A 25,069-nucleotide genomic window follows, 5' to 3' on the forward strand; every position below is an offset into this window, starting at 1 on the left:
GGACACCCCATGCATTACCAGACGATTCTGTTCGACCTCGACGGCACCTTGACCGACCCACGCGAGGGCATCACCCGTTCGATCCAGTTTGCGCTGGGCAAACTGGGTATCGACGAGCCGGACCTCGGCAAGCTCGAACACTTCATCGGCCCGCCGTTGTTGCAGGCCTTCATGCAGTTCTACGGGTTCGACGAGGCCAAGGCCTGGGAGGCGATGAACTTCTACCGGGAGCGCTTCAAGGTCACCGGTTTGTATGAGAACCGCGTGTTCGAAGGAGTCACACCGTTGCTGGAAACCCTCGGCGGGCAGGGGCGCACGTTGTATATCGCCACGTCCAAGCCCTGGGTATTCGCCCGTGAGATCGCCCGGCATTTCGATTTTGCCCGGCACTTCAAGGTGATCTACGGCAGTGAGCTGGACGGGACGCGTACCGATAAGGTCGAGTTGATTGCCCACCTGATCGCCGAAGAAGGGCTGGAGCCGAGCGATACGCTGATGATCGGCGACCGCAAGCACGACCTGATCGGCGCGCAACGCAATGGCCTGGACGCGGCGGCGGTGGGCTATGGGTTCGGCAGTTTCGAAGAATTGAGTGCGCAGAAGCCGGCTTATCATTTCCAGACGTTGGCTGAGTTGCATCGGGCGTTTGTGTAAGGCGTGGAACCGTGTCGCCGCCATCGCGAGCAAGCTTGCTCGCAATGGCATCCTTCAGCCGGGCATCAATTGGCGCAACGCCGCCGTGCGCTCGTCGACCGGCAAGCCACCGAGCTTTTCCACAGACTTGAAGAACGTCGGCCAATCCCCGTTCACTTGCCTGAACAGCGCCGCAAACGCCGGCACCCACTGGTCATACAGCCCGAAGGGCAGCAGTTTGGCGTTGTTCAGCGGAGCGTTGATCCAGGCGTCATAACGCTTGTCGCCTGCCCACTGGCTCGCCTGCAGCCGATGATACTCGTCGCGCAAGCGCTGGAACTCCTGCGCCTTGCGCTCACGCATCTGCTCCACCGGCAAGGGCTGCGCATACAACTGCTGCAACCGCGTCCGCGTGTTCAGCACCAACTCGATGAACTGATCCTTCTGCTTCACCTCGTCGACCTTGGCCGGCGGCAAGCCCCGCGCCGTTCGCCATTGGCGCGTGCCTTCCTGCTCGACGAAGTTGGCATAGGACTCGTTGAACTCGGTGTCATCCTTCACATAGAAGCGCTGGTGGGCCAGCTCGTGAAAGATCAGCGTCGCCAGGCGTTCGTCGCCCCAGGTCATCATCGAACTGATAATCGGATCGTCGAACCAGCCCAGCGTCGAGTAGGCCTCGACCCCGCTGATGTACACGTCCATACCCTGCTGTTTTTGCAGCGCCGCTTCACCCCGCGCCGCCCCCTGGTTGTAATAACCGCGATAGGCCACACACCCGGCAATGGGAAAACAATGCTGTTGCGGGGTCAGGGAAAACTCCGGCGTGGCGAAGACATTCCAGACCACATAGGGCCGTTTGATGTCCGCATACAATCGGTAACTGCGGTTGTCGGGCAGGTGCAGATGTTCGCTGGCGAAAGTCCGCGCCCGCTGGGACTGGGCCAGGTGCTCGCGCAGCTTGGGGTCCCGGGCCGGATCGGCAATCACCTCGGCCACCGGTTCCCGGGCACGCAGCAGGCTCAACTGCCCACCGGCCAACTGGCTATAATAATGGGTGCTGCTGCAACCACCGAGCAACACCAGCAGCACGGCGCCTATCGAACCGCGTAGCACGGGCCTGAACTTCATCGAGGTCATCCTGCAAGGAGCTGACGCAAGACTATCGTGCGCACTGAACACTTTTCCATGAATGATTATCGAGGTTGAGGTGTTCACTGTAATGAGGCGGTCCCACCACAGGGTTGACGCCGAAGGCATCCCGATACCCCTGAACCCGGGTATGCTGAGCCTCTGACAGAGTGGAAACCATCATGCGCAAGACTCTCCCCCTACTGCTCGCCCTCACCAGCCTGAGCGGCTGTATCAGTCCTTTACCACCGGTCAATCCGCAAATGGCCTGGGTCGACCTGGAGACCCAGACCGGCACGCTGGTCATGGCCGAAAGCCTGGACAAGCACCGTCTGCGCGACGGGCGCTTTTTCCAGGTAACACCGGGCAGCCATGACCTCTTGGCGCGTTTCGATTACGAGGTCTATATCGGCGGCATGGCGATGAACACCGAGCTGCCGAATCGCCTGTGCTACCTGAGCGTACACTATGACCACTTCGAAGCCGGCCAGCGTTACCGCCTGGAGGGCATTGCCCTGGGCTTCAACGCCAGCGCACGGTTATACAACAGCAAGGGTGAAGTGGTGGCCGAACAAAACAACGTGTTCTGCATCCCGTAGCGAGTAGCGCGTATGGCCGGCTTCAGCGGTCATTCTTCTGGTAGATGATTTTCTTGCTGCCGCCGTCGCAACTGCCCACGACCATGTTCTGGTCGTGGACTTCATCGTTGGCAACGATTTCCAGGGTGTAGGAGCTGACGCCAGCCGCCTGGATCTTGGTTTCGATCTCCGCCTTGAGTTCCTCACAAGGCTTGGTCGCAGCCAGCGCCGTAGTGGCCAGCATGCAACAGAAAATCCCCAGGGCGATACGTTTCATGGTCGAACTCCTTGACTACGGCAGCACGTCGCAAGGGCGTACGCGCAAACTGCCACTGCTCATTCGACCACAATTGCACAGGCCAAGTTCTGATGCACCTCACATCCCTAGCGCTTGCGGCAGCCGGGTCAGTTGACCAGGGTCCCGTCCAGGCTGATCTTCGCGTTTAACACCTTGGACACCGGGCAACCTTCCTTGGCCTTTTTGCTCAGTTCGTCGAACTGCTGCTGGCTGGCGCCGGGGATTTTCGCCTTGAGCACCAGGTGCACCGCGGTGATCGCAAAACCACCGTCCACCTGATCCAGCGTCACTTCGGCCTGGGTGTCGATGCTGTCGGCCTTGAGTCCGGCCTCACCGAGGATCATCGAAAAGGCCATGGAGAAACACCCCGCATGGGCGGCGCCGATCAGTTCTTCCGGGTTGGTGCCCTTGCCGCCCTCGAAACGCGCCTTGAAGCCATAAGGCGCTTCGCGCAACACCCCGGTTTCCGTGGAAATGGAACCAATACCGGTTTTCAGGTCGCCCGCCCAATGAGCCGATGCTTTCTTCTTGATACTCATAGCTGCCTCCTCAAAAGCCGGCGCGACGGGTTCACGCCGGGGTCAAGGTTCTGAGGATAGTCGCTGCCTCAAGGTTCATCCTGTAAGACTCATCTGAAAAAAATGCAGGTTAAAAACAGATCAACCCTTGAAACTCGGGTATATGCCCACATTCCCTGGAGACCGGCAGGTTTTTCGACAGCAGACGAAGCCTGCGTACCCTCACAGGAGTAACAGGCTCATGAAGCGACTGTCCGACATCAAGTTTTCCACCCTCGACCTGGTGCCCGTGCGCCAGGACGGCAGTCCGGCGCAATCGCTGCGCAACTCGCTGGATCTGGCCCGTCATGTGGAGAAGTTCGGCTACCATCGCTTCTGGGTCGCCGAGCACCACAACATGGACGGCATCGCCAGTTCGGCCACTTCAGTCCTGCTGGGTTACCTGGCAAGCGGCACCTCGACCATCCGCGTCGGTTCCGGCGGCGTGATGCTGCCCAACCATGCACCCCTGGTGATCGCCGAACAGTTCGGCACCCTGGAAAGTCTCTACCCCGGCCGTATCGACCTGGGCCTGGGGCGCGCCCCGGGTTCCGACCAGATGACCGCCCGGGCCTTGCGCCGCGAGCGTTCGGGCAGCGCCGACGACTTCCCCGAGGACGTCGCCGAACTGATGGGCTACCTGGGCCCGCGTACCCCCGAACAACGGGTGATCGCCATGCCGGGCACCGGCACCCAGGTGCCGATCTGGTTGCTCGGTTCGAGCCTGTTCAGTGCACAGCTGGCCGGCGAGCGGGGCTTGCCCTACGCCTTCGCCTCACATTTCGCACCGCGCTACATGCACGAGGCGATTCGCGTCTATCGCAATCACTTCAAGCCTTCGGCGGTGCTCGACAAACCCTATGTGATGCTCGGTGTGCCGCTGGTGGCCGCGGATACCGATGAGCGGGCCGACTACCTGGCGACCTCGGTCTACCAGCGCATCCTCGCCCTGATGCGCGGCCAGAGCCTGGTACAACGGCCTCCGGTGCAGAGCATGGATGGCCTGTGGCTGCCCCACGAGAAAGAAGCGGTGGCGAGTTTCCTCGGCTTGGCGATGGTCGGCAGCCCGGAGAAGATCCGCGCTCGGTTGGAGGTGTTGATCGAGCAGACCCAGGCCGATGAACTGATCTTCACCTGTGACCTGTATGAGCATGCCGATCGACTGCATTCCTACGAACTGCTGGCGCAGGTCATGCAGGGCTGACGGCAGCGACAAAAAAAGCCGGCGCATAGCGCCGGCCTCGTCGATGTCCACCCACGCTTATTTGCGTTTGTAGACGATTTCCTTCTTGCCCGAAGCGCAGCTGCCAATGGTCTTGCCATCGGCACCGGTGTTGCCGGCCTTATCGACGATCTGCAGCGAATAACCGTGAACACCCTTGGCTTCAAGCTTGTCCTTGATGTCCTTCTCCACCACATCACATGGCTTGCCCGCCGCCAAGGCGGTTCCCGCCAGACTCAACAAACCTACAGCCAGCAAAAGCTTTTTCATCGATCATATTCCCTGGTCAGATCAAAAAAAGTGCGTCGGCTTTTGGGCGACGCACCTGGGGCTATTCAGCGCCCTCTGTATAGCAATCAATATGGCAGTCGGCCAGCCTATAAGTTCAAAAGGCCAGCATTTGTTCAGCTATTGGCGATCTTGAACCCGACCTTCAGGGTGACCTGGAAGTGCGCGGCCTGGTTGTCCCTGATATGTCCGCGGGTGTCGATCACCTCGAACCATTCCAGGTGCTTGATGCTTTTGCCGGCTTCGGCCAGGGCGTTGTTGATGGCTTCCTCGATGCTGGTGGGGGAAGAACCCACCAGTTCGATTTTCTTGTAGGTGTGATGGTCGCTCATGCTGCTCTCCTAAGTCCCAAGGGCTGTTCAGAGAGCCTAGCAGTGATTTTTCCCATAGCCCGGGCAACCTATCTGCCGTGCAAGAGCGGGGACTGCACGCCGTGCTCCAACTCGGTCTTGAGCCATTCGGCCAACTGCCGGGCGCGTCCGTCCGCGGCGCGGCGCGGCAACCATAACGCCAGCCGCCCCGGGGTTTCGTTGAAGCCCCAGGGAGCCACCAGGCGACCGGCGCGCAGATCGTCCGCCACCAGCGGCTGCGGCGCGATCGCCACCCCCAACCCGGCCACCGCCGCTTCGAGCAGGTAGTACAGATGCTCGAAACCCTGCCCGTACTTCAGCTGCGTCGCTTCGATGCCGTTCTGCTGCGCCCAGCTGGGCCAGGCCTGCGGGCGCGAGGTGGTGTGCAACAACGCTTCCCCCGCCAGCCCACGGGCCGGCACCCGCAGCAATGACTCATAACGGGCAAAATGCGGGCTCATGACCGGCCCGATGCGCTCGCTCGCCAGCTCAATGACCTGCATATCCGCCGGCCACGGTGGCTCGGCGAACAGCAGCAGGGCGTCGAGCCCCGGCTTGCGCGGATCGAGATCGCCTTCACCCGCCGACAGGTGCAGGCGCAAGTCGGGCAGGTCGGCGTTCAGTCGCCCCAGCCGCGGAATAAACCAGCGCGCCAGCAGGCTCCCGGAACAGCCCAGCACAAACGGCGCATCCACTGTGCTCTGGGCCAGCTCGGCGCAGACACCCCGCAGCCGCTCGAACGCCTCGAAACTGGCATCGCGCAGGCGTATCCCCGCATCTGTGAGTTTCAGGCCGCGACCTTCCTTGACGAACAGGCTCAGGCCCAGGTGTTCCTCGAGCACTTTCAATTGCCGGCTGACGGCTCCGTGGGTCACATGCAGCTGCTCGGCCGCCTGGCTGACGCTGTTCAAGCGGGCCGTGGCCTCGAAGGCACGCAGGGCATTGAGCGGGGGAAGGTCGCGGCTCATGATATCTGTGAGTTTTCCTGACAGGTTGCAGCGATCTTATCGGTTTTCATCCGTGCCTGTCATGGTTAGAGTGAACCCATCGCTCATTCAATCGCCCACCTGGAGCCTCCCATGACCCAGTCCAACCTGCGCAACGGTCCCGATGCCAACGGCCTGTTCGGCGCATTCGGCGGCCGCTACGTGGCCGAAACCCTGATGCCGCTGATCCTCGACCTGAACCGCGAATACGAAGCCGCCAAGACCGATCCTGCGTTCATCAAGGAACTGGCCTACTTCCAACGCGACTACGTCGGTCGTCCGAGCCCGCTGTACTTCGCCGAACGCCTGACCGAACACTGCGGCGGCGCGAAGATCTACCTCAAGCGCGAAGAGCTGAACCACACCGGCGCCCACAAGATCAACAACTGCATCGGCCAGATCCTGCTGGCGCGGCGCATGGGCAAGAAACGCATCATCGCCGAGACCGGCGCCGGCATGCACGGCGTGGCCACCGCCACCGTGGCCGCGCGCTTCGGCCTGGAATGCGTGATCTACATGGGCACCACCGACATCGAGCGCCAGCAGGCCAACGTCTTCCGCATGAAGCTGCTGGGCGCCGAAGTGATCCCCGTGGTCGCCGGTACCGGCACCCTGAAGGACGCGATGAACGAAGCGTTGCGCGACTGGGTGACCAACGTCGACAGCACCTTCTACCTGATCGGCACCGTTGCCGGTCCACACCCGTATCCGGCCATGGTCCGCGACTTCCAGGCGGTGATCGGCAAGGAAACCCGCGAGCAGTTGCAGGCCCAGGAAGGGCGCCTGCCCGACAGCCTGGTGGCGTGCATCGGTGGCGGCTCCAACGCCATGGGCCTGTTCCACCCGTTCCTCGATGACACCAGCGTCGAAATCATCGGCGTCGAAGCGGCCGGCCACGGTATCGAGACCGGCAAGCACGCGGCCAGCCTGAACGGCGGCGTACCGGGCGTGCTGCACGGCAACCGGACCTTCCTGCTGCAGGACGACGACGGCCAGATCATCGACGCCCACTCGATTTCCGCCGGCCTCGACTACCCCGGCATCGGCCCGGAACACGCCTGGTTGCATGATATCGGTCGGGTCCAGTACACCTCGATCACCGACCATGAAGCCCTGGCCGCGTTCCACCAGTGCTGCCGCCTCGAAGGCATCATCCCGGCCCTGGAAAGCGCCCACGCCCTGGCCGAAGTCTTCAAGCGCGCGCCGACCCTGCCCAAGGATCACCTGATGGTGGTCAACCTGTCCGGTCGCGGCGACAAGGACATGCAAACCGTCATGCACCATATGCAACAGTCCCAGCAGGAGAAACACTGATGAGCCGCCTGCAAACCCGCTTTGCCGAGCTGAAACAACAGAACCGCGCCGCCCTGGTGACCTTTGTCACCGCCGGCGACCCGGGCTATGACACCTCCCTGGCGATCCTCAAGGGCCTGCCCCAGGCCGGTGCCGACGTGATCGAGCTGGGCATGCCCTTCACCGATCCGATGGCCGATGGCCCGGCGATCCAGCTGGCGAACATTCGTGCCCTGGCCGCCAAGCAGAACCTGGCGAAAACCCTGCAGATGGTTCGCGAGTTCCGCGCCGGGAACAACGACACCCCGCTGGTGCTGATGGGTTACTTCAACCCGATCCACCACTACGGCGTGCCACGCTTTATCGCCGACGCCAAGGCCGCCGGTGTCGACGGCCTGATCGTGGTCGACCTGCCGCCGGAACATAACGGCGAGCTGTGCGACCCGGCCCAGGCCGCCGGCCTGGACTTTATCCGCCTGACCACCCCGACCACCGACGACACCCGCCTGCCCAGCGTGCTCAACGGCAGTTCCGGCTTCGTCTACTACGTCTCGGTGGCCGGTGTGACCGGTGCCGGTTCGGCGACCCTGGAACACGTCGAAGAAGCGGTGGCCCGCCTGCGTCGCCACACCGACCTGCCGATCAGCATCGGTTTCGGTATCCGCACCCCGGAACAGGCCGCGGCGATCGCCCGGCTGGCGGATGGCGTGGTGGTCGGCTCGGCGCTGATCGATCACATCGCCACCGCCACCAGCGACGAGCAGGCCGTCGATGGCGTGCTGAGCCTGTGCGCGGCTCTCGCCGAAGGGGTGCGCACAGCACGCTGAGCCACCCTGAGCGTTTATTGACAGAACTCCACTGTCAAAGGGGCAATCATTTCATTCTCTTTCCGGGATTGTCGGCAATAGCGGGCAATACCGGCGAGAGACGACCGCGCAGGAGCGCCGGATCGTTACCTATGAAAATGGATGCCCCTATGACGCTCGCTATCGCACGCACCTTCCTCGATCAACTGCCCACCCCAGAAACCCCTCGCCTGAAACTGCTCAGGTCGGTTGCTTCCAACCCACGAAAAACACCGCCGCCGCGACAGAACCTGTCCAGCCTGTTCGCGTTCGAACCCCTGACGCCCAGCACCACGAACCTGGCCTCGGACACCCGCACTCACCCAAGGTAAAGTTCCTGATACAAAGGAATCTATGCCTCGCCCCACTGACTAATATTGCGAGACCCGGGGGTTTGAAGCCACGTCTTCACCCCTTTCGATGTATTGCCTGTGTGGTGAGGAATGCCCCCGATGAAAATGCCCAAACGCCTGATCGCCGGCCTTGGCCTGTTGATGCTCAGCACCAGCCCCCTGCTGCATGCCGAGGACCAATGGCGCGGCGAAGATCATGATCGCGGTGGCTATGAGCATCGGGACAGGGGCGACGACAGGGGGCGGGACCGCGAGCATGACGAACACTATGAACACCGCCCACCCCGGGACTTCGGCCCGGTCCGGCAGATGATTCATGAAGACCACGAGCATTTCCGCCGCGGCGAGCCGTTGCCACCGGGCTTCCGCGTGGAGCGCGGCCGACCGCTGCCACGTGGCTATGAAGGCGAGCGCCTGGGTGGCTGGGAGCTGGAGCGCCTGCCGAGGTATGAAGGTTACGAGTGGCGGCGCATGGGCGATGACGTGGTCCTGATCGCCATCGGCACCGGGGTCGTCTACGAGATTCTCGAGGGTGTGCTGAACTGACCGCCTAGAAAATCGACAGATCCAATGGCCTGACCGCCCCCATCCAGATCCCGTGATCGCGGTGGTCGGCCAGGTCATCGCCGGTCAGGGGATGCATGAACACCACCAGCCCCTTGCGGTTCAGCGCCAGCCACGGCAAGACCACGCCGATGTACTGCGCATCGAACGCCAATTGGCAACTCCAATCCGGATGCGGCCCCACCGGGCGCTGGTGCATGCGTCCCATCTTCAGCGGAAAGGTCGCCGCTGCCGTTTCACACAGCTCACGGGCCTGCTCAAGGGTCGAGGCATCGAAATAGATATGGGCGTGGTAGCCCTTGATACGTTGCATGCCGCTCTCGTTCGTTCAGCCTTGGAAAATGCTACACCGCAATCGAGGGCAAGCCCAGCCCCACCAGCGATTGCGCACTATCGGCCTGCTCGGCCATCAGCCAGTCGAAGAAGCGCTGGATCAGCGCCCCGCGCCGTTTACGCTGGGGCAAGACCACGTAGTAGCCAAAGGTGGACATCACCGTCTGGCTGATCGGTCGGCATAACAACCCCTGCTCCAGCAGGTTATCCACCAGGTGCCGCCAGCCGATGGCCACGCCCTGGCCACCAATCGCCGCCTGGATCAACAGGGTGTAGTTGTCGAAGCGCAATTGCCCCGGCGCCGGTGCCGCGGTCAGCCCCAGCTCGCGAAAAACACCGGTCCAATCGAACCAGTGACTGCTGTTTTCGCCCTTGAGATGCAGCAAGGGAAACTCCAGCAGGGCCTCGGTGGGCAACGGCAGCTCGCGCCCCTTGAGCAATTGCGGGCTGCACACCGGAAACACTTCCTCGCTGAACAGCCAATGGCTCTCGCCCTGCTTGAAGCGGCCCTTGCCGAACAACACCGCCACATCGATGTCGGTGCGCAGCATGTTGTGACTGCGCTCACTGGTCACCAGGCTGACATCGACCTGGGGATTGGCCGCATGAAAGCGATGCAGGCGCGGCATCAACCAATAGGCGGCAAAGGCAAAGTCGGTGGCGACCTGCAGCACCTCGTGCTGACGCTGGGCGGTCACCGCGCTCAAGCCACTGTCGATGCTCTGCAGACCGGCCTGGACCTGCTCGAACAGGATCGAGCCGGCTTCGGTCAACTCGATCCCCCGGTAGATACGGTCGAACAGGCGGGTGGTCAGTTGCTCCTCCAGGCGCTTGATCTGCTGGCTGATGGCCGGTTGGGTGGTGCCCAGCTCCACCGCCGCGGCGGTAAAACTGTGATGGCGCGCCGCCGCTTCGAAGGCCCGGAGCAGATCGAGGGACAGGTCACCCAGCGATTCATACATAAGCTGTACTTATCCTAGTCATTGTTTGGCAGGGGCTTTACCACAAATTCCATGGAACACATGCTGGATCTCAGCACTATCGCATAACAATTCACTATGGAACGCCGCGATACCATGAAGCGCAAGAACATTCTCTTCATCATGGCCGATCAGATGGCCGCGCCCCTGTTGCCGCTCTACGGGGTATCGCCCATCAAGCTTCCGAACCTGAGCCGCCTGGCCGCCCAGGGCGTGGTCTTCGATGCCGCCTATTGCAACAGCCCGCTCTGCGCCCCGTCGCGCTTCACCCTGGTGAGCGGCCAGCTCCCGAGCAAGATCGGCGCCTACGACAACGCCGCCGATTTCCCCGCCGATGTGCCGACCTACGCCCACTATCTGCGGCGCCTGGGCTATCGCACCGCGCTGTCGGGCAAGATGCACTTCTGCGGGCCGGACCAGTTGCATGGTTATGAAGAACGCCTGACCAGCGATATCTATCCGGCGGACTACGGCTGGGCGGTGAACTGGGACGAGCCCGACGTGCGGCCCAGCTGGTACCACAACATGTCCTCGGTGCTGCAGGCCGGTCCCTGTGTGCGCACCAACCAGCTGGACTTCGATGAAGAGGTGGTGTTCAAGGCGCAGCAGTACCTGTTCGATCACGTGCGTGAAGACGGCGACCGGCCGTTCTGCCTGACCGTGTCCATGACCCATCCCCACGATCCCTACACCATTCCCAAGGCATTCTGGGACCTGTATCGCGACGAGGACATCCCGCTGCCGGAGACACCGGCCCAGGACAGCCTCGATCCGCATTCCCGGCGTTTGCTCAAGGTCTATGACCTGTGGGACAAGCCGCTGCCTGTGGATAAGATCCGCGACGCCCGCCGTGCCTACTTCGGCGCATGCAGCTATATCGACAGCAACGTCGGCAAACTCCTGCAAACCCTGGAGGAAACCGGCCTATCGGAGGACACGCTGATCGTGTTCTCCGGCGACCACGGCGACATGCTCGGCGAGCGCGGCCTCTGGTACAAGATGCATTGGTTCGAAATGTCCGCCCGGGTACCGCTGCTGATCAGCGCCCCGGGGCAATTCGCCGCCGGGCGCGTCAGCGCGGCCGTCTCCACCGCCGACCTGCTGCCGACCCTGGTGGAACTGGCCGGCGGCACGCTGCACGCCGAGCTGCCGCTGGACGGTCGCTCGCTGGTCCCGCACCTCAGCGGGGAGGGCGGCCACGACGAAGTGTTCGGCGAATACATGGCCGAAGGGACCATCGGCCCGCTGATGATGATTCGTCGCGGGGCCTACAAATTCATCTACAGCGAAGACGACCCCTGCCTGCTCTTCGATGTCCACAACGACCCCCGCGAAGCAGAAGAACTCAGCCAGTCCGCGCCGCATCAGACACTTTTCAACGACTTCCTGGCCGAAGCCCGGGCGAAATGGAACATCCCGGCGATCCACCAACAGGTGCTCGCCAGTCAGCGCCGACGGCGTTTCGTCGCCGCCGCACTGACCCAAGGGAAGCTGAAGAGCTGGGATCACCAGCCACTGGTGGACGCCAGTCAGCAATACATGCGCAACCATATCGACCTCGACGATCTGGAACGCAAGGCGCGTTATCCACAACCCTGCCAACATCAATAACGAACGAGAGGGGAAGGCGATGAAAAAGTTATCCACAGCACTGACGGCCGGCCTGCTGGCCGCGAGCTGCCTGAGTGCTTATGCCGAACAGAGCTGCGACACCGTGAAAATGGCCGATCCGGGCTGGAGCGATATCGCCGCGACCAACGCCATCACCAGCCTGCTGCTGGGTGGCCTGGGCTACACGGCCAAGGTCGATACCCTGGCGGTGCCGATCACCTATGGCGGTCTCAAGGACGGCCAGGTGGATGTGTTCCTCGGCAACTGGATGCCGGCGCAGCAGGGTTTCTACGACAAGTTCGTGGCCAACGGCGATGTCACGCAACTGGCGAAGAACCTCGACGGCACCGAATTCACCCTGGCGGTCCCGGATTATGTCTGGGACGCGGGTGTGCATAACTTTGCCGACCTGAACAAGTATGCGGACAAGTTCGACAAGAAACTCTACGGCATCGGTTCCGGCGCACCGGCCAATGCCTCGCTGGCGGAGATCATCAAGAAGAACCAGTTCGACCTGGGCCAGTGGAAACTGGTGGAGTCCAGCGAGCAGGCGATGTTGGCCGAAGTGGCCCGGTCGGTGAAGAAGCAGAAGTTCGTGGTCTTCCTCGGCTGGACCCCGCACCCGATGAACGTGCAGATGAAGATGCATTATCTCAAGGGCGGCGAGCAGTACTTCGGCGATACCGGCAGCGTCTATACCGTGACCCGCAAGGGTTATGCACAGGCCTGCCCGAACGTCGGCAAGTTGCTGAGCAACCTGAGCTTCACCCAGGACATGGAAAACAGCATCATGGCCGAGGTAGCGAACAAGAAGCTGAGCAATGCCGATGCAGCCCGTGCCTGGATCAAGGCCAATCCGGCGGTGCTGGATAAATGGCTGGACGGGGTGAAGACCGTGGATGGCCAGGATGCGTTGCCGGTGGTGAAGGCCAAGCTCTAAAGGCCAACACAAAACCTGTGGATACCGTCTAACGGCGATGAACGCAATCATTGTAGGAGCTGGCTTGCTGCGGGCGGCGTTCCGACGATGAGGCCCTTGAGCCTTGCATCGTCCTTCAGGCCGCCATCGCCGGCAAGCCGGCTCCTACAGGTCGGTATTTCACCGCGTAAACTCCAGAGACACTCCTCACGCTGAAGCCGACTCATCCAACCGAGGGCCCCATGGGCTGGACCAACCGCCACAAACTCCTGCCATTTCTCAGCTGGCTGCCCCGGCAAACCCGCGCCAGCATCAGCCGTGATCTGATCGTCGGCCTGAGCGGGGCGATCCTGGCCTTGCCGCAATCGGTCGCCTACGCGCTGATCGCCGGCCTGCCACCCGAATACGGCCTGTACGCCGCCATCGTCCCGGTGCTGATCGCCTGTCTCTGGGGCTCGTCCTGGCACCTGATCTGCGGGCCCACGGCCGCCATCTCGATTGTCCTGTTCGCCAGTGTCAGCCCGCTCGCGGTGCCCGGCAGCCAGGACTACATCACCCTGATCCTGCTGCTGACCTGCATCGCCGGGATCTTCCAGTGGCTGCTGGGCATGCTGCGCTTCGGCGCCCTGGTGAATTTCGTCTCGCATTCGGTGGTGCTGGGTTTCACCCTGGGCGCCGCCGTGGTCATCGCCCTCGGGCAACTGCCCAACCTGCTGGGGCTCGACGTCCCCAACCAGGCGACCGCCCTGAACAGCCTGCTGCAACTGAGCCAGCACCTTGGCGAACTGGACAAACCCTCGCTGCTGCTGGGGCTGGGCACCCTGATCCTCGGTTTCACGCTCAAATCCCTGCTGCCGCGCTGGCCGACCCTGCTGATCACCCTGGTACTGGCCAGTGCGCTGGTCTGGCTGTGCCCGGGCCTGTTCGGGCATGTGCAGTTGGTCAAGGGCTTCATCGGCCGGCTGCCGCCGTTCAGCCCCTTGCCGCTGGACCTGGAAACCATCCTGCGCCTGCTGCCCAGCGCCGTCGCGGTGGGCATGCTCGGGCTGGTGACCAGCCTGTCGATTGCCCGTTCGATCTCCGCGCGTTCCCAACAGTTGCTCGACGCCAACCAGGAAGTCCGCGCCCAGGGCCTGTCGAACATGGTTGGCAGCCTGTTTTCCGGCTATCTGTCGGCCGGTTCGTTCACCCGTGCCGCGCTGAGTTATGAGGCCGGCGCCTACTCGCCCCTGGCCGGGGTGTTTTCCGCCCTCTGGGTGACGCTGTTCGCCGTGACCGGTTCGGCACTGATCGCGCACATCCCGATCCCGGCGATGGCCGGCAGTATCCTGCTGATCAGCTGGGGGCTGGTGGACCGGCGCGGTATCCGTGCGTTATTGCGGGTCAGTCACGCCGAGTTCGCGGTGATGGCGCTGACCTGCGTGGCGACCTTGCTGCTGGAGTTGCAGACGGCGATTTATGCCGGGGTACTGGCCTCGCTGTTTTTCTACCTCAAGCGCACCTCGCAGCCGCGGGTACACCATTGGCGCGATGGCGAGGAGGACGTATTGCGGGTCGGCGGATCGATCTTTTTCGGCGCCAGCCATTACCTGCAAGTCCGGCTACAACGATTGCACGGACAGAAGGTGGTGATCGAAGCGCAGCAGATCAACTTCATCGATTACTCGGGGGTGGAAATGCTGCACCAGGAAGCCCGGCGCCTGGCGCGAGAAGGCCGCAGCCTGACCCTGAGGCGGGCGCGGGCGCCGGTGGTGGAGGAGTTGATCAAGCTCGAGGGTGTGGATAAGTGCCCGATCCGCTTTGAGGATTGATTGCCCCTACAAGGCCAGCAAGCGCCGCAACTCCGCCAGCACCGGCGCGGTATCCGGGCGCACACCGCGCCACAGGAAGAACGCCTCCGCCGCCTGTTCGGCCAGCATGCCCAGGCCATCCATCGAGACCGCCGCACCGTGCGCGCTGGCCCAGCGACAGAAGGCGGTCGGCTCCTTGCTGTACATCATGTCGTAGCAGAAGGTCTTGCCCGATTCGATCAGGCTCGACGCAATCGGCGGCACATCGCCCGACAGGCTGGCCGAGGTGGCATTGATGATCAGGTCCACCGGCTCCTGCAACCAGTCGAACCCGCTGGCGCACACCGGCCCCAGATCGGCGAACAGCTCAGCCAGCAACTCGGCTTTCTCCACCGTCCGGTTGGCAATGATCAGTGAAGCCGGCTGTTCCGCCAGCAATGGCTCCAGCGCCCCACGTACCGCCCCGCCGGCGCCCAGCAGCAGGATGCGCTTGCCCTCCAGGCCGAACCCGGCATTGACCGTCAGGTCGCGTACCAGTCCGGCACCGTCGGTGTTGTCGCCCAGCAGGCTGCCGTCGGCCAGCTTGCTCAGGGTGTTCACCGCCCCGGCCCGCTGCGCCCGGGCAGTCAGGCTGTCAGCCAGGCGATAGGCCTCTTCCTTGAAAGGCACCGTCACATTGGCCCCGAGTCCGTCCTGGAAAAAAGCCCTGGCGCAGCCGGAAAAATCATCAAGAGGCGCGAGCAAGGTGCTGTAGTCCAGCTTCTGGGCGGTCTGCTCGGCGAACAGGCGGTGAATCAACGGCGACTTGCTGTGGCCGATGGGGTTGCCGAAGACGACGTAACGGTCCATCAGGCATTGCCCTCCGCCAACCAGTCGCGATCCTGCAGGAAGTACTCGGTCAAGCGCGCCTCTTCGCTGCCAGGCTCAGCCTTCCAGTCGTAGCCCCAGCGCACTTGCGGCGGCAACGACATCAGGATCGATTCGGTGCGACCGCCCGATTGCAGGCCGAACAGGGTGCCACGGTCGTACACCAGGTTGAATTCCACATAACGACCACGACGGAACTCCTGGAACTCGCGCTGCTGTTCGGTCCAGGCCTGGGCCTTGCGACGCTGCACGATCGGCAGGTACGCCTCGATATAGGCATCGCCGATCGCCCGCATGAAGGCAAAGCTGGTATCGAAGTCCCATTCGTTCAGGTCATCGAAGAACAGACCGCCGATGCCCCGTGGCTCGTTGCGGTGCTTGATATAGAAGTAGCTGTCGCACCAGGCCTTGTAGCGCGGGTAGACATCCGCGCCGAACGGCGCACAGGCCCGTTCGGCCACCCGGTGCCAGTGCACGCAGTCTTCCTCGTTGGCGTAGTAGGGCGTCAGGTCGAAACCGCCACCGAACCACCAGACCGGCTCTTCACCGGCCTTCTCGGCGATGAAAAAGCGCACATTGGCGTGGGACGTCGGCACGTGGGGGTTGTGCGGGTGAATCACCAGGGACACGCCCAGGGCCTCGAAGCCACGCCCGGCCAGCTCAGGACGATGGGCACTGGCCGAAGGCGGCAGGCCGCTGCCGAAGACATGGGAGAAGTTGACGCCACCTTTCTCGACCACCTGACCGTTGGCGATCACCCGGGTCCGACCGCCGCCGCCGGCGGGGCGGGTCCAGGCATCTTCGACGAAGCGCGCGCCCCCGTCTTCGGCTTCCAGGGCAGCACAGATGCGGTCTTGCAGGTCGAGCAGGTAGGCTTTCACGGCCTCGGTGCGGGTAGTCATGGCATCACCTTGAATCGGGCAAAGCTACACGGCACATCGGACGGCCGGTAGCAAAGAGGCGCGTAGCATAGCACCGCGTTTGTGACTGTCGCTGTTGACGAAGGTCAAGCGAAGGAGTCCGATAGGGCCCTTGCATCGCGCCGCACGGCGCCCCTTTGAGCAATGTCCAAGGAGAGAAAGATGGCCAAACGTATCCTGTTTCGCGCCCATGGCGGCCCGGAAGTCCTTGAATATGTCGACTACACCCCCGCCGAGCCGGGCCCGCAGCAGGTGCGGGTACGCAACCACGCCATCGGCCTGAACTTCATCGACACCTATTTCCGCAGTGGGCTGTATGCGCCACCGGCCTTGCCATCGGGCCTGGGCTCCGAAGGCGCGGGCATTGTCGAGGCGGTCGGTAGCGAGGTCAGCCGGTTCAAGGTCGGCGACCGCGTGGCCTACGGCAGCGGTCCGCTCGGCGCCTACAGCGAAGTGCATGTGCTGCCGGCGGCGAACCTGGTGCAGCTGCCGGAGGGCATCAGCTTCGAACAGGCCGCCGCGGTGATGCTCAAGGGCCTGACGGTGCAATACCTGTTTCGCCAGACCTATGAGTTGAAAGGGGGCGAAACCGTGCTGTTCCATGCGGCGGCCGGAGGCGTCGGCCTGCTCGCCTGCCAGTGGGCCAAGGCCCTGGGCGTGAAACTGATCGGTACGGTCAGTTCCCCGGCAAAAGCCGCCCTGGCCAAGTCCCTCGGAGCCTGGGAAACCATCGACTACAGCCACGAGGATGTGGCCAAGCGGGTGCTGGAGCTGACGGATGGCAAGAAGGTGCCGGTGGTGTATGACGGCGTCGGCAAGGACACCTGGCTGACCTCGCTGGACAGTCTGGCTCCCCGTGGGCTGATGGTCAGCTTCGGCAACGCCTCGGGCGCGGTGGACGGGGTCAACCTGGGGATTCTGTCGGCCAAGGGCTCGCTGTATGTGACCCGGCCGACGCTGGCGAGCTACGCCAACAACGCGGAAAACCTGCAGGCCATGGCCAACGATCTGTTCGGGATGATCACCAGCGGCAAGCTGAAGATCGAGATCGGCGCCCGTTACAGCCTGGCGGACGCGGCCAAGGCCCAGACCGAACTGGCGGCGCGGCACACCACCGGGTCGACGGTGCTGTTGCCTTAAAACTACCGAGTCTGGCCTGGATTTGTGGCGAGCGGGCTTGCCCGCTCGCCACAAGGGTTCAGCTCACGCCGGACGAACGATATTCCCCGTCACCAGGTCGCGAATCAGGCTCGGGTTCTTGCGCCCGCCCAGGTTACCGCCCAGCACCAGGTCGACCTGCCCGCGGAAATACTGCTCCACGCGAATCCGCGTGCGCGCCGCCGGCCGTCCCTGGGGATTGGCCGAGGTGGAAATCAGCGGCCCCACCAACGAGCACAGGTCCCGCACCAGCGGATGATCGCTGACCCGCAAGGCCACGGTGTCATGCCGGCCGGTGATCCACTCCGGCAACAGGTCCTGATGCGGCACCAGCCAGGTATTGGGGCCCGGCCAGGTACTGGCCATGCGGGCAATCCAGTCTTCCGGGAAATCCTCGAAAAGAAAGTCGAACTGGCGGATATTGTCGGCGATCAGGATCAGTCCCTTGTCCACCGAGCGATTCTTGATCGCCAGCAGGCGATCCACCGCCTCTTCGTTCCACGGATCGCAGCCCAGCCCCCAGACCGCCTCGGTTGGATAGGCAATCACCGCCCCTGCGCGAATTTCTCGTGCGGCTTCTTGCACACGCCAACTCTTGACCATTGCTTGCTCTCCGGATTTAACGCTATTTGCAGTTTACTCAGGTAACCCTACCTCGCGCGAGCTAACCAGCGCCCGCTTTCGTTGGCAACCCGGCCTTCGAGCTCCAGTTCGGTCAGCGCCGCCAGCACCCGCGGCAATGTCCAGCCACACGCCCGGGCCAGGGCCTCGCTGCTCTGCGGTGCCGCGTGTAGCAAACCCAACAGCGGATGCTCGGACGCGGCGGGGATCGGGCTGGCCGTCACCCGCTGCCAACCGCGCAGGGGCTCGAGGATATGTTCGACGCTTTCCACCAGCACCGCACCGTCGCGGATCAACTGATGACAGCCCTTGGCGCCGGGGTGATGGATGGAACCGGGAATCGCATACACCTCGCGCCCCTGTTCCGCCGCCAGCCGGGCGGTGATCAGCGAGCCACTGGCGACACTCGCCTCCACCACCAGCACGCCCAGCGACAAGCCGCTGATGATCCGATTGCGTCGGGGAAAGTTGCCCGGATGCGGCGGTGCCTCCAGGGGCAACTCGGAAACCACGGCGCTGCCCTGGGCAATCATGGCCTCCGCCAGTCGGCGATGGCGCTGTGGATAAAAATTTTCCAGACCGGTGCCAAGAACGCCGATGGTCCGCCCACCGATGTCCAGGGCGGCCTGGTGGGCCGCCCCGTCGATCCCCAGTGCCAGCCCGCTGGTGATGACGAAACCGGCACCGGCCAGGCTCCGGGAAAAGGCCGCCGCCGTGTCCGTGCCCGGCTTGGAGGCCCGTCGGCTGCCGACTATCGCCAACTGCGGTTTTTCCAGAAGGGCAGGGTCGCCGGCGACGAACAGCAAGGGCGGGGCGTCGCATAGCTCGGCCAGCAGAGCGGGGTAGTCGGCCCCGTCCCACATCAGCAGATGCCGGGCCGGACGCTCTAGCCAGCGCAACGCAGCACTGGCACCGTCACGGACGTCAGGGCTGCGGCGAGCCCCGGCACAGGCCGCCGGCAACCCCAGCGCCCGCCAGGCAGCGGCCGGTGCGCCGAGGGCCGCCGAGGCCGAGCCGAAGGCATCGATCAGGGTTCGAAAGCGCCGTGGACCGAGTTCCGGTAGACGATGCAGGCGCAGACGGGCTTCCAGCTCCGCCGGGGACAGGGAGGTACAGGTGGACAGCGACATCGGATCATCCTTGATCGGTGGCGGTCCTCAAACGGCGGAACAAGCTGTGGATAACTCTGTGTGTAACCTGTTTAACCCGCTAACGGAATCGGCCCACGTTATCGTCCGGCGCTACGGATTGCGCACCTTGTCCAGGACCGCCAGGGACCGCGTGGCAGTAAGTACTAAACCATAGCTGAGCTTTTCGTAGGTGCGGAACACCATCAGCAGGCCCGAACGCTCATCGGGGACCTTCACGGCCTCGCCGGTCACCCGGTCGCGCACCGTCTCGCCGGTCTTCATCACCGCCAGGACGTTGCCTTCGGCCAGGCCATCGCGCCGTCCCTTGTTGATCGTGACCACGTCCATGACCCCGATCTGTGTAACACCTCGTGGCACATCGATGATGGTGCCGTGGATCTGCGCTTGCGGCGCGCTGGGCATGAACATCGAATTGACCGGGTGCTCCTCGCTGACGAACAGGCGATCCCCCAGGCGAACCTCCTCGATGGTGCGCCGCAGGTTCAGCGTACCGACATCGCCTTCGGTCGCCACCAGTTCACCGGTGCCGATGTCGTCGGCGTTGATCCCCAGGAATTCCTTGGTCTGTGGGTCGGTATAGACCTTGCCCTGGCGGAACAGGCCATACACCGAGTGCGCCGGATCGAACACGCCACGGGCATAGATCCGGTCGCCCATGCCGCTGAGCACCCGCTCGTTGTTGCCGGCCAGGATATACGGGGCCTTCTGGAAGTCCGCCGCATCATCGACAATGCGGTTGCTCAACAGGAAGGCATTGATCTTTTCCAGCGGGATGCTCGGAATCGCCTCGGCCACCGGTGAGCGACGCACCTGCGGCGACAACTTGACGGTGCCCCGGGAGACGCCGCGATCGACCACCAGCCGTGGCTGGCCGTCGACGAACTGCAGCGTCAGGGTATCGCCGGGGTAGATCAGGTCCGGGTTGGCCACCTGGGGGTTCGCGTGCCAGATCTCCGGCCACTTCCACGGTTCGCGGAGGAATTTCCCGGAAATGTCCCAAAGTGTGTCACCACGCACGACGGTATAGCGCTGTGGATAACCCTCCTTGAGCTGCACTTGCGCCTGCACGACGCCGCTAACGGCCAGCAACAGGGCGAGTAGTGTTTTCCTCATGCAGTGAATCCCTTTATTATGTGCCTTCGCGTGAAACGCCAGAGCCCCCGCGGCTCGCTCCCAGGGAGAACGTTTTACAACGGTAGCCGATCCCACCGGGACATTTCGGCGACCGTCCCTGACTTTACCTCACATGTGCAGCAAATACGCCTATGGCCATTTTAAACATCCTCGAATTTCCAGACCCGCGCCTGCGCACCATCGCCAAACCCGTGGCCGTGGTGGACGACAAGGTGCGTCAGTTGATCGATGACATGTTTGAAACAATGTATGAAGCCCCGGGCATCGGCCTGGCGGCGACCCAGGTCAATGTGCACCAGCGGATCGTGGTCATGGACCTGAGCGAAGACCGTAGCGAACCCCGGGTGTTCATCAACCCCGAGTTCGAAACCCTGACCGAAGACATGGACCAGTACCAGGAAGGCTGCCTGTCGGTGCCGGGCTTCTACGAGAACGTCGACCGCCCGACGAAACTGCGGGTCAAGGCCCTCGACCGCGACGGCCAGCCGTTCGAGCTGGAAGCCGATGGCTTGCTGGCGGTGTGCATCCAGCACGAGTGCGATCACCTGAACGGCAAGCTGTTCGTCGATTACCTGTCTACGCTCAAGCGCGACCGGATCAAGAAGAAGCTGGAAAAGCTGCATCGCCAGAACGCCTGATCCCCCTCATACCAAAGGCTTGCGAAGCAGACCCTGTGAAAACGTAACGAGCGAAGGCAAGACAAGGCAAAAACAGGCGAGGAAGCGGAGTTTACTGGTTGTAAATGAGCATTCCGAGCCTGTTTTTAACGCAGGATTGCCGAGCGCAGTAGTTTTCACAGGGTCTGCAAGGCAAGCCTTTCTTTGTTTAAGCGAGCTTTTTATGACTGAGCCACTGCGCATCGTCTTTGCCGGCACCCCCGAATTCGCCGCCGAACACCTCAAGGCCCTGCTCGACAGCCCTTACGAGATCGTCGCGGTCTACACCCAGCCGGATCGTCCGGCGGGCCGTGGGCAGAAGCTGATGCCGAGCCCGGTCAAGCAGCTCGCCCTGGAACACGGCATCGCCGTCCTGCAGCCGCCGACCCTGCGCAACGCCGAGGCCCAGGCCGAACTGGCGGCGCTCAAGCCGGACCTGATGGTGGTGGTCGCCTACGGCCTGATCCTGCCGCAGGTCGTGCTGGATATCCCGCGCCTGGGCTGCATCAACAGCCATGCCTCGCTGCTGCCGCGCTGGCGCGGCGCGGCGCCGATCCAGCGCGCCGTGGAAGCCGGCGATCGCGAAAGCGGCGTGACCGTGATGCGCATGGAAGCCGGGCTCGACACCGGACCGATGCTGCTCAAGACCGTCACCCCGATCAGCGCCGAAGACACCGGTGGCACCTTGCATGACCGCCTGGCCGAACTCGGCCCGCCCGCCGTGCTCCAGGCCATCGCCGGTCTCGCCGCCGCGACCCTGGACGGTGAGGTCCAGGACGACAGCCTCGCCACCTACGCCCACAAGCTGAACAAGGACGAGGCGCGCATCGACTGGAATCGCCCGGCGGTCGAGCTGGAGCGACTGATTCGCGCCTTCAACCCCTGGCCGGTCTGCCACAGCACCCTCAATGGCGAAGCCCTGAAAGTCCTCGCCGCCGGCGTCGCCGAAGGCCAGGGCCAACCGGGGGAAATCCTCGCCGCCAGCAAGGACGGCCTGATCGTCGCCACCGCCGTGGGCGCCCTGTGCCTGACCCGCCTGCAACTGCCCGGCGGCAAGGCGCTGAACTTCAGTGACCTGTTCAACAGCCGTCGCGAGAAATTCGCCCTCGGTACGGTGCTCGGCCAATGAACCCACGTCTGGCCGCCGCCAAGGCACTGGCCGCCGTCCTCAGCGGCAAGGCCTCGCTCAACAGCTCGCTGCCGCTGCAACTGGACAAGGTCGAGGCGCGCGATCGCGGCCTGACCCAAGACCTGGCGTTCGGCACCGCGCGCTGGCAACCCCGCCTGTCGGCACTGGCGACCAAGCTGCTGCAGAAACCCTTCAAGGCCGCCGATGCCGATGTCGAAGCCTTGCTGCTGGTCGGCCTGTATCAGCTGCTCTACACCCGTGTACCGGCCCACGCCGCCATCGGCGAGACCGTCGGTTGCGCCGACAAGCTGAAAAAGCCCTGGGCCAAGGCCTTGCTCAACGCCGTGCTGCGCCGCGCGCAACGGGAAAGCGAGGCGCTGCTGGCCGAGCTGGAACACGACCCGGTGGTGCGCACCGCCCACCCGCGCTGGCTGCAGAAATCCCTCAAGGCCTTCTGGCCCGAACAGTGGGAAGCCATCTGCGCGGCGAACAACGCCCATCCGCCGATGATCCTGCGGGTCAATCGCCGCCATCACCCGCGCGATGCCTACCTCAAGCTGCTGGGCGAGGCCGGTGTCGGCGCCCAGGCCTGTGCCTACAGCCAGGACGGCATCGTCCTGGAAGAGGCCTGCGATGTGCGCAACCTGCCCGGCTTCAATGAAGGCTGGATCAGCGTCCAGGACGAAGCCGCGCAACTGGCCGCCGACCTGCTGGACCTGGCGCCGGGCCAACGGGTGCTCGACGCCTGCTGCGCCCCCGGCGGCAAGACCTGCCATATCCTCGAAGCCCAGCCGCAACTGGCCGGCGTGGTCGCCGTGGACCTGGAGGCCAAGCGCCTGGTACGGGTACGCGAGAACCTCGAACGCCTCGGCCTGGACGCCGAACTGATCGCCGCAGACGGCCGCGATACGGCCACCTGGTGGGACGGCAAGCCGTTCCAGCGGATCCTGCTGGATGCCCCGTGCTCGGCCACCGGCGTGATCCGTCGCCATCCCGACATCAAGCTGACTCGCCAGCCCGACGACATCGCCGCCCTGGCCGCCTTGCAAGGCGAGCTATTGGACGCGATGTGGACGACCCTGGAAGTCGGCGGCATCCTGCTCTACGCCACCTGTTCGACCCTGCCGACCGAGAATACCGAGGTGATCGAAGCGTTCCTCGCCCGCACCTCCGGGGCCCGCGAGCTGGACATCGCCGGGACCTTCGGTGTCAAGCAGCCCCACGGGCGCCAGTTGCTGGCCCAGCAAGGCGGCCACGACGGCTTCTACTACGCCAAACTGATCAAGATCGCCGCCGCGCGCGGCTGAGCCGGGGTAACGGAGCGACCCGATGAAAATCATCATCCTCGGTGCCGGGCAGGTCGGCGGCACGCTGGCCGAGCACCTGGCCAGCGAAGCCAACGACATCACCGTGGTCGACACCGATGGCGAGCGCCTGCGCGATCTCGGCGACCGCCTGGACATCCGCACCGTCCAGGGCCGCGCCTCGTTCCCGACGATCCTGCGCCAGGCCGGCGCGGATGATGCCGACCTGCTGGTGGCGGTGACCAACAGCGACGAGACCAACATGGTCGCCTGCCAGGTCGCCCACACCCTGTTCCACACCCCGACCAAGATCGCCCGGGTCCGCGAAGCGGCCTACCTGACCCGCGCCGGGCTGTTCGACAACGACGCGATTCCGGTGGACGTGCTGATCAGCCCGGAACAGGTGGTCACCCACTACATCAAGCGCCTGATCGAACATCCGGGCGCCTTGCAGGTGATCGACTTCGCCGGGGGCAAGGCCTTGCTGGTGGCGGTCAAGGCCTACTACGGCGGGCCGCTGGTGGGGCAGCAACTGCGCCAGTTGCGCGAGCGCATGCCCAACGTCGACACCCGCGTGGCGGCGATCTTCCGTCGCGACCGGCCGATCCTGCCCCGCGGCGACACGGTGATCGAAGCCGACGACGAAGTCTTTTTCATCGCCGCCAAGGCGCATATCCGCGCGGTGATGGGCGAAATGCGCCGCCTTGACGAGACCTACAAGCGCATCGTCATCGCCGGCGGCGGGCAGATCGGCGAGCGGCTGGCCGAAGCTATCGAAAGCCGTTACCAGGTCAAGATCATCGAGAAGAGCCCGGCGCGCTGCCGCCACCTCTCGGACACCCTGGACAGCACCGTGGTGCTGCAAGGCAGCGCGTCGGACCGCGACCTGCTGCTGGAAGAGAACATCGGCGACACCGATGTGTTCCTGGCCCTGACCAACGACGATGAAGCCAACATCATGTCATCGCTGCTGGCCAAGCGCCTCGGGGCGAAGAAAGTCATGACCCTGATCAACAACCCGGCCTATGTCGACCTGGTCCAGGGTGGCGAGATCGACATCGCCATCAGCCCGCAACTGGCGACCATCGGCACCTTGCTGGCCCATGTGCGCCGGGGCGATATCGTCAGCGTGCACTCCCTCAGGCGCGGGGCGGCGGAGGCCATCGAGGCGATTGCCCATGGCGACGCGAAGTCGAGCAGGGTGATTGGCCGGGCCATCGCCGACATCGCCTTGCCGCCGGGGGCGACCATCGGCGCAATCATTCGCGATGAAGAGGTGCTGATCGCCCACGATGCGACGGTGATCCAGGCCGGCGACCATGTCATTCTGTTCCTTGTGGATAAAAAGCAGATCCGCGATGTGGAAAAGTTGTTTCATGTCGGTCTGAGCTTTTTCTGACC

General features: G+C 63.7%; 28 protein-coding genes. 15 read left to right on the forward strand and 13 right to left on the reverse strand.

Translation table 11 applies throughout. The features are described from left to right. The first annotated feature begins 9 nt into the window (after nt 1-9). Nucleotides 10-654 carry an HAD family hydrolase gene (locus NUH87_RS16890; RefSeq protein ID WP_338521847.1) on the forward strand — a complete coding sequence of 215 codons (645 nt, stop codon included), beginning with the start codon at nt 10-12 and terminating at the stop codon, nt 652-654. A gap of 54 nt (nt 655-708) precedes the next feature. Here NUH87_RS16890 and NUH87_RS16895 read toward each other — a convergent pair whose 3' ends face one another. After that, entirely contained in the window at nt 709-1,761 is a 1,053-nt protein-coding gene (locus NUH87_RS16895; protein ID WP_338521849.1) for an aminopeptidase, read from the reverse strand. Nucleotides 1,762-1,943: 182 nt separating this feature from the next. Between NUH87_RS16895 and NUH87_RS16900 the strand changes: the two genes are divergently transcribed. Further along, the gene (locus NUH87_RS16900) at nt 1,944-2,360 is read left to right on the forward strand and encodes a hypothetical protein (protein ID WP_338521851.1); all 417 of its coding nucleotides are present in this window, start codon (nt 1,944-1,946) and stop codon (nt 2,358-2,360) included. Nucleotides 2,361-2,382: 22 nt separating this feature from the next. On the opposite strand, the gene NUH87_RS16905 is transcribed toward NUH87_RS16900, so the two are convergent. Together NUH87_RS16905 and NUH87_RS16910 are read right to left on the reverse strand one after the other, a co-directional pair. Continuing rightward, nucleotides 2,383-2,616, reverse strand: coding sequence for a DUF1161 domain-containing protein (locus NUH87_RS16905; protein WP_338521853.1), 234 nt, complete (start codon nt 2,614-2,616; stop codon nt 2,383-2,385). A gap of 128 nt (nt 2,617-2,744) precedes the next feature. Continuing rightward, the gene (locus tag NUH87_RS16910; RefSeq protein WP_338521856.1) at nt 2,745-3,176 is read right to left on the reverse strand and encodes an OsmC family protein; all 432 of its coding nucleotides are present in this window, start codon (nt 3,174-3,176) and stop codon (nt 2,745-2,747) included. A gap of 220 nt (nt 3,177-3,396) precedes the next feature. On the opposite strand from NUH87_RS16910, the gene NUH87_RS16915 reads away from it, so the two are divergent. Continuing rightward, nucleotides 3,397-4,398, forward strand: a complete 1,002-nt coding sequence (locus NUH87_RS16915) for an LLM class flavin-dependent oxidoreductase (RefSeq protein WP_338521858.1) — start codon at nt 3,397-3,399, stop codon at nt 4,396-4,398. 57 nt (nt 4,399-4,455) lie between these two features. On the opposite strand, the gene NUH87_RS16920 is transcribed toward NUH87_RS16915, so the two are convergent. The 3 genes from NUH87_RS16920 to NUH87_RS16930 all read right to left on the reverse strand — a co-directional run bounded on the left by NUH87_RS16920 (nt 4,456) and on the right by NUH87_RS16930 (nt 6,022). After that, on the reverse strand, nt 4,456-4,686 hold the full coding sequence (locus tag NUH87_RS16920) for a DUF1161 domain-containing protein (protein ID WP_338521860.1): 231 nt from the start codon (nt 4,684-4,686) through the stop codon (nt 4,456-4,458). Between the two features lie 134 nt (nt 4,687-4,820). After that, complete coding sequence (locus NUH87_RS16925; protein WP_040062941.1) at nt 4,821-5,036, reverse strand: dodecin; 216 nt, start codon at nt 5,034-5,036, stop codon at nt 4,821-4,823. Nucleotides 5,037-5,104: 68 nt separating this feature from the next. Then, nucleotides 5,105-6,022 (reverse strand): LysR family transcriptional regulator, encoded by a 918-nt coding sequence (locus NUH87_RS16930; RefSeq protein ID WP_338521862.1) that lies wholly within the window; start codon nt 6,020-6,022, stop codon nt 5,105-5,107. A gap of 111 nt (nt 6,023-6,133) precedes the next feature. On the opposite strand from NUH87_RS16930, the gene trpB reads away from it, so the two are divergent. From trpB to NUH87_RS16950, 4 genes are all read left to right on the forward strand, one after another. After that, entirely contained in the window at nt 6,134-7,354 is a 1,221-nt protein-coding gene (gene trpB / locus NUH87_RS16935) for a tryptophan synthase subunit beta (RefSeq protein ID WP_338521864.1), read from the forward strand. Continuing rightward, a complete protein-coding gene (trpA, locus tag NUH87_RS16940) occupies nt 7,354-8,160 on the forward strand; it encodes a tryptophan synthase subunit alpha (RefSeq protein ID WP_338521866.1) in 807 nt (268 codons plus the stop codon). Before trpB ends, trpA begins: the two co-directional genes overlap by 1 nt. Before the next feature lie 149 nt (nt 8,161-8,309). Further along, complete coding sequence (locus tag NUH87_RS16945; protein ID WP_338521868.1) at nt 8,310-8,510, forward strand: hypothetical protein; 201 nt, start codon at nt 8,310-8,312, stop codon at nt 8,508-8,510. Nucleotides 8,511-8,630: 120 nt separating this feature from the next. Then, nucleotides 8,631-9,077, forward strand: coding sequence for an anti-virulence regulator CigR family protein (locus NUH87_RS16950; RefSeq protein WP_338521870.1), 447 nt, complete (start codon nt 8,631-8,633; stop codon nt 9,075-9,077). A gap of 4 nt (nt 9,078-9,081) precedes the next feature. Here NUH87_RS16950 and NUH87_RS16955 read toward each other — a convergent pair whose 3' ends face one another. Then, the gene (locus NUH87_RS16955) at nt 9,082-9,408 is read right to left on the reverse strand and encodes a DOPA 4,5-dioxygenase family protein (RefSeq protein WP_040062950.1); all 327 of its coding nucleotides are present in this window, start codon (nt 9,406-9,408) and stop codon (nt 9,082-9,084) included. Between the two features lie 31 nt (nt 9,409-9,439). Beyond that, nucleotides 9,440-10,390: a choline sulfate utilization transcriptional regulator gene (locus NUH87_RS16960; RefSeq protein WP_040062952.1), complete on the reverse strand. Its 951-nt coding sequence runs from the start codon at nt 10,388-10,390 to the stop codon at nt 9,440-9,442. A gap of 114 nt (nt 10,391-10,504) precedes the next feature. On the opposite strand from NUH87_RS16960, the gene betC reads away from it, so the two are divergent. From betC to NUH87_RS16975, 3 genes are all read left to right on the forward strand, one after another. Further along, entirely contained in the window at nt 10,505-12,019 is a 1,515-nt protein-coding gene (gene betC, locus NUH87_RS16965) for a choline-sulfatase (RefSeq protein WP_338521873.1), read from the forward strand. Between the two features lie 19 nt (nt 12,020-12,038). After that, entirely contained in the window at nt 12,039-12,959 is a 921-nt protein-coding gene (gene choX, locus NUH87_RS16970; RefSeq protein ID WP_040062955.1) for a choline ABC transporter substrate-binding protein, read from the forward strand. Between the two features lie 221 nt (nt 12,960-13,180). Continuing rightward, complete coding sequence (locus tag NUH87_RS16975; protein ID WP_338521876.1) at nt 13,181-14,749, forward strand: SulP family inorganic anion transporter; 1,569 nt, start codon at nt 13,181-13,183, stop codon at nt 14,747-14,749. 6 nt (nt 14,750-14,755) lie between these two features. On the opposite strand, the gene aroE is transcribed toward NUH87_RS16975, so the two are convergent. Then, entirely contained in the window at nt 14,756-15,577 is an 822-nt protein-coding gene (gene aroE / locus NUH87_RS16980; RefSeq protein WP_338521878.1) for a shikimate dehydrogenase, read from the reverse strand. Next, nucleotides 15,577-16,497, reverse strand: a complete 921-nt coding sequence (hemF, locus tag NUH87_RS16985; RefSeq protein WP_338521880.1) for an oxygen-dependent coproporphyrinogen oxidase — start codon at nt 16,495-16,497, stop codon at nt 15,577-15,579. The genes aroE and hemF overlap by 1 nt, the downstream gene beginning before the upstream one ends. Before the next feature lie 180 nt (nt 16,498-16,677). Between hemF and NUH87_RS16990 the strand changes: the two genes are divergently transcribed. After that, nucleotides 16,678-17,655: a quinone oxidoreductase gene (locus NUH87_RS16990; protein ID WP_338521882.1), complete on the forward strand. Its 978-nt coding sequence runs from the start codon at nt 16,678-16,680 to the stop codon at nt 17,653-17,655. 63 nt (nt 17,656-17,718) lie between these two features. On the opposite strand, the gene NUH87_RS16995 is transcribed toward NUH87_RS16990, so the two are convergent. The 3 genes from NUH87_RS16995 to NUH87_RS17005 all read right to left on the reverse strand — a co-directional run bounded on the left by NUH87_RS16995 (nt 17,719) and on the right by NUH87_RS17005 (nt 20,558). Beyond that, nucleotides 17,719-18,276, reverse strand: a complete 558-nt coding sequence (locus NUH87_RS16995) for an L-threonylcarbamoyladenylate synthase (RefSeq protein WP_338521884.1) — start codon at nt 18,274-18,276, stop codon at nt 17,719-17,721. Between the two features lie 47 nt (nt 18,277-18,323). Continuing rightward, nucleotides 18,324-19,424: a DNA-processing protein DprA gene (gene dprA / locus NUH87_RS17000; RefSeq protein WP_338521886.1), complete on the reverse strand. Its 1,101-nt coding sequence runs from the start codon at nt 19,422-19,424 to the stop codon at nt 18,324-18,326. Between the two features lie 111 nt (nt 19,425-19,535). Further along, nucleotides 19,536-20,558: a LysM peptidoglycan-binding domain-containing protein gene (locus NUH87_RS17005; RefSeq protein ID WP_040062973.1), complete on the reverse strand. Its 1,023-nt coding sequence runs from the start codon at nt 20,556-20,558 to the stop codon at nt 19,536-19,538. 152 nt (nt 20,559-20,710) lie between these two features. On the opposite strand from NUH87_RS17005, the gene def reads away from it, so the two are divergent. The 4 genes from def (at nt 20,711) to trkA (ending at nt 25,067) form a co-directional block, all read left to right on the forward strand. Continuing rightward, nucleotides 20,711-21,217, forward strand: a complete 507-nt coding sequence (gene def / locus NUH87_RS17010; protein WP_338521889.1) for a peptide deformylase — start codon at nt 20,711-20,713, stop codon at nt 21,215-21,217. A 202-nt stretch (nt 21,218-21,419) separates the two neighbouring features. Next, nucleotides 21,420-22,364: a methionyl-tRNA formyltransferase gene (gene fmt / locus NUH87_RS17015; RefSeq protein WP_338521891.1), complete on the forward strand. Its 945-nt coding sequence runs from the start codon at nt 21,420-21,422 to the stop codon at nt 22,362-22,364. Then, entirely contained in the window at nt 22,361-23,671 is a 1,311-nt protein-coding gene (gene rsmB, locus NUH87_RS17020; RefSeq protein ID WP_338521893.1) for a 16S rRNA (cytosine(967)-C(5))-methyltransferase RsmB, read from the forward strand. The genes fmt and rsmB overlap by 4 nt, the downstream gene beginning before the upstream one ends. A gap of 22 nt (nt 23,672-23,693) precedes the next feature. Then, a complete protein-coding gene (gene trkA, locus NUH87_RS17025; RefSeq protein ID WP_338521895.1) occupies nt 23,694-25,067 on the forward strand; it encodes a Trk system potassium transporter TrkA in 1,374 nt (457 codons plus the stop codon). The last annotated feature ends 2 nt before the right edge of the window (nt 25,068-25,069 follow it).

Source organism: Pseudomonas batumici, from assembly GCF_036585405.1.
Lineage (GTDB): Bacteria > Pseudomonadota > Gammaproteobacteria > Pseudomonadales > Pseudomonadaceae > Aquipseudomonas > Aquipseudomonas batumici.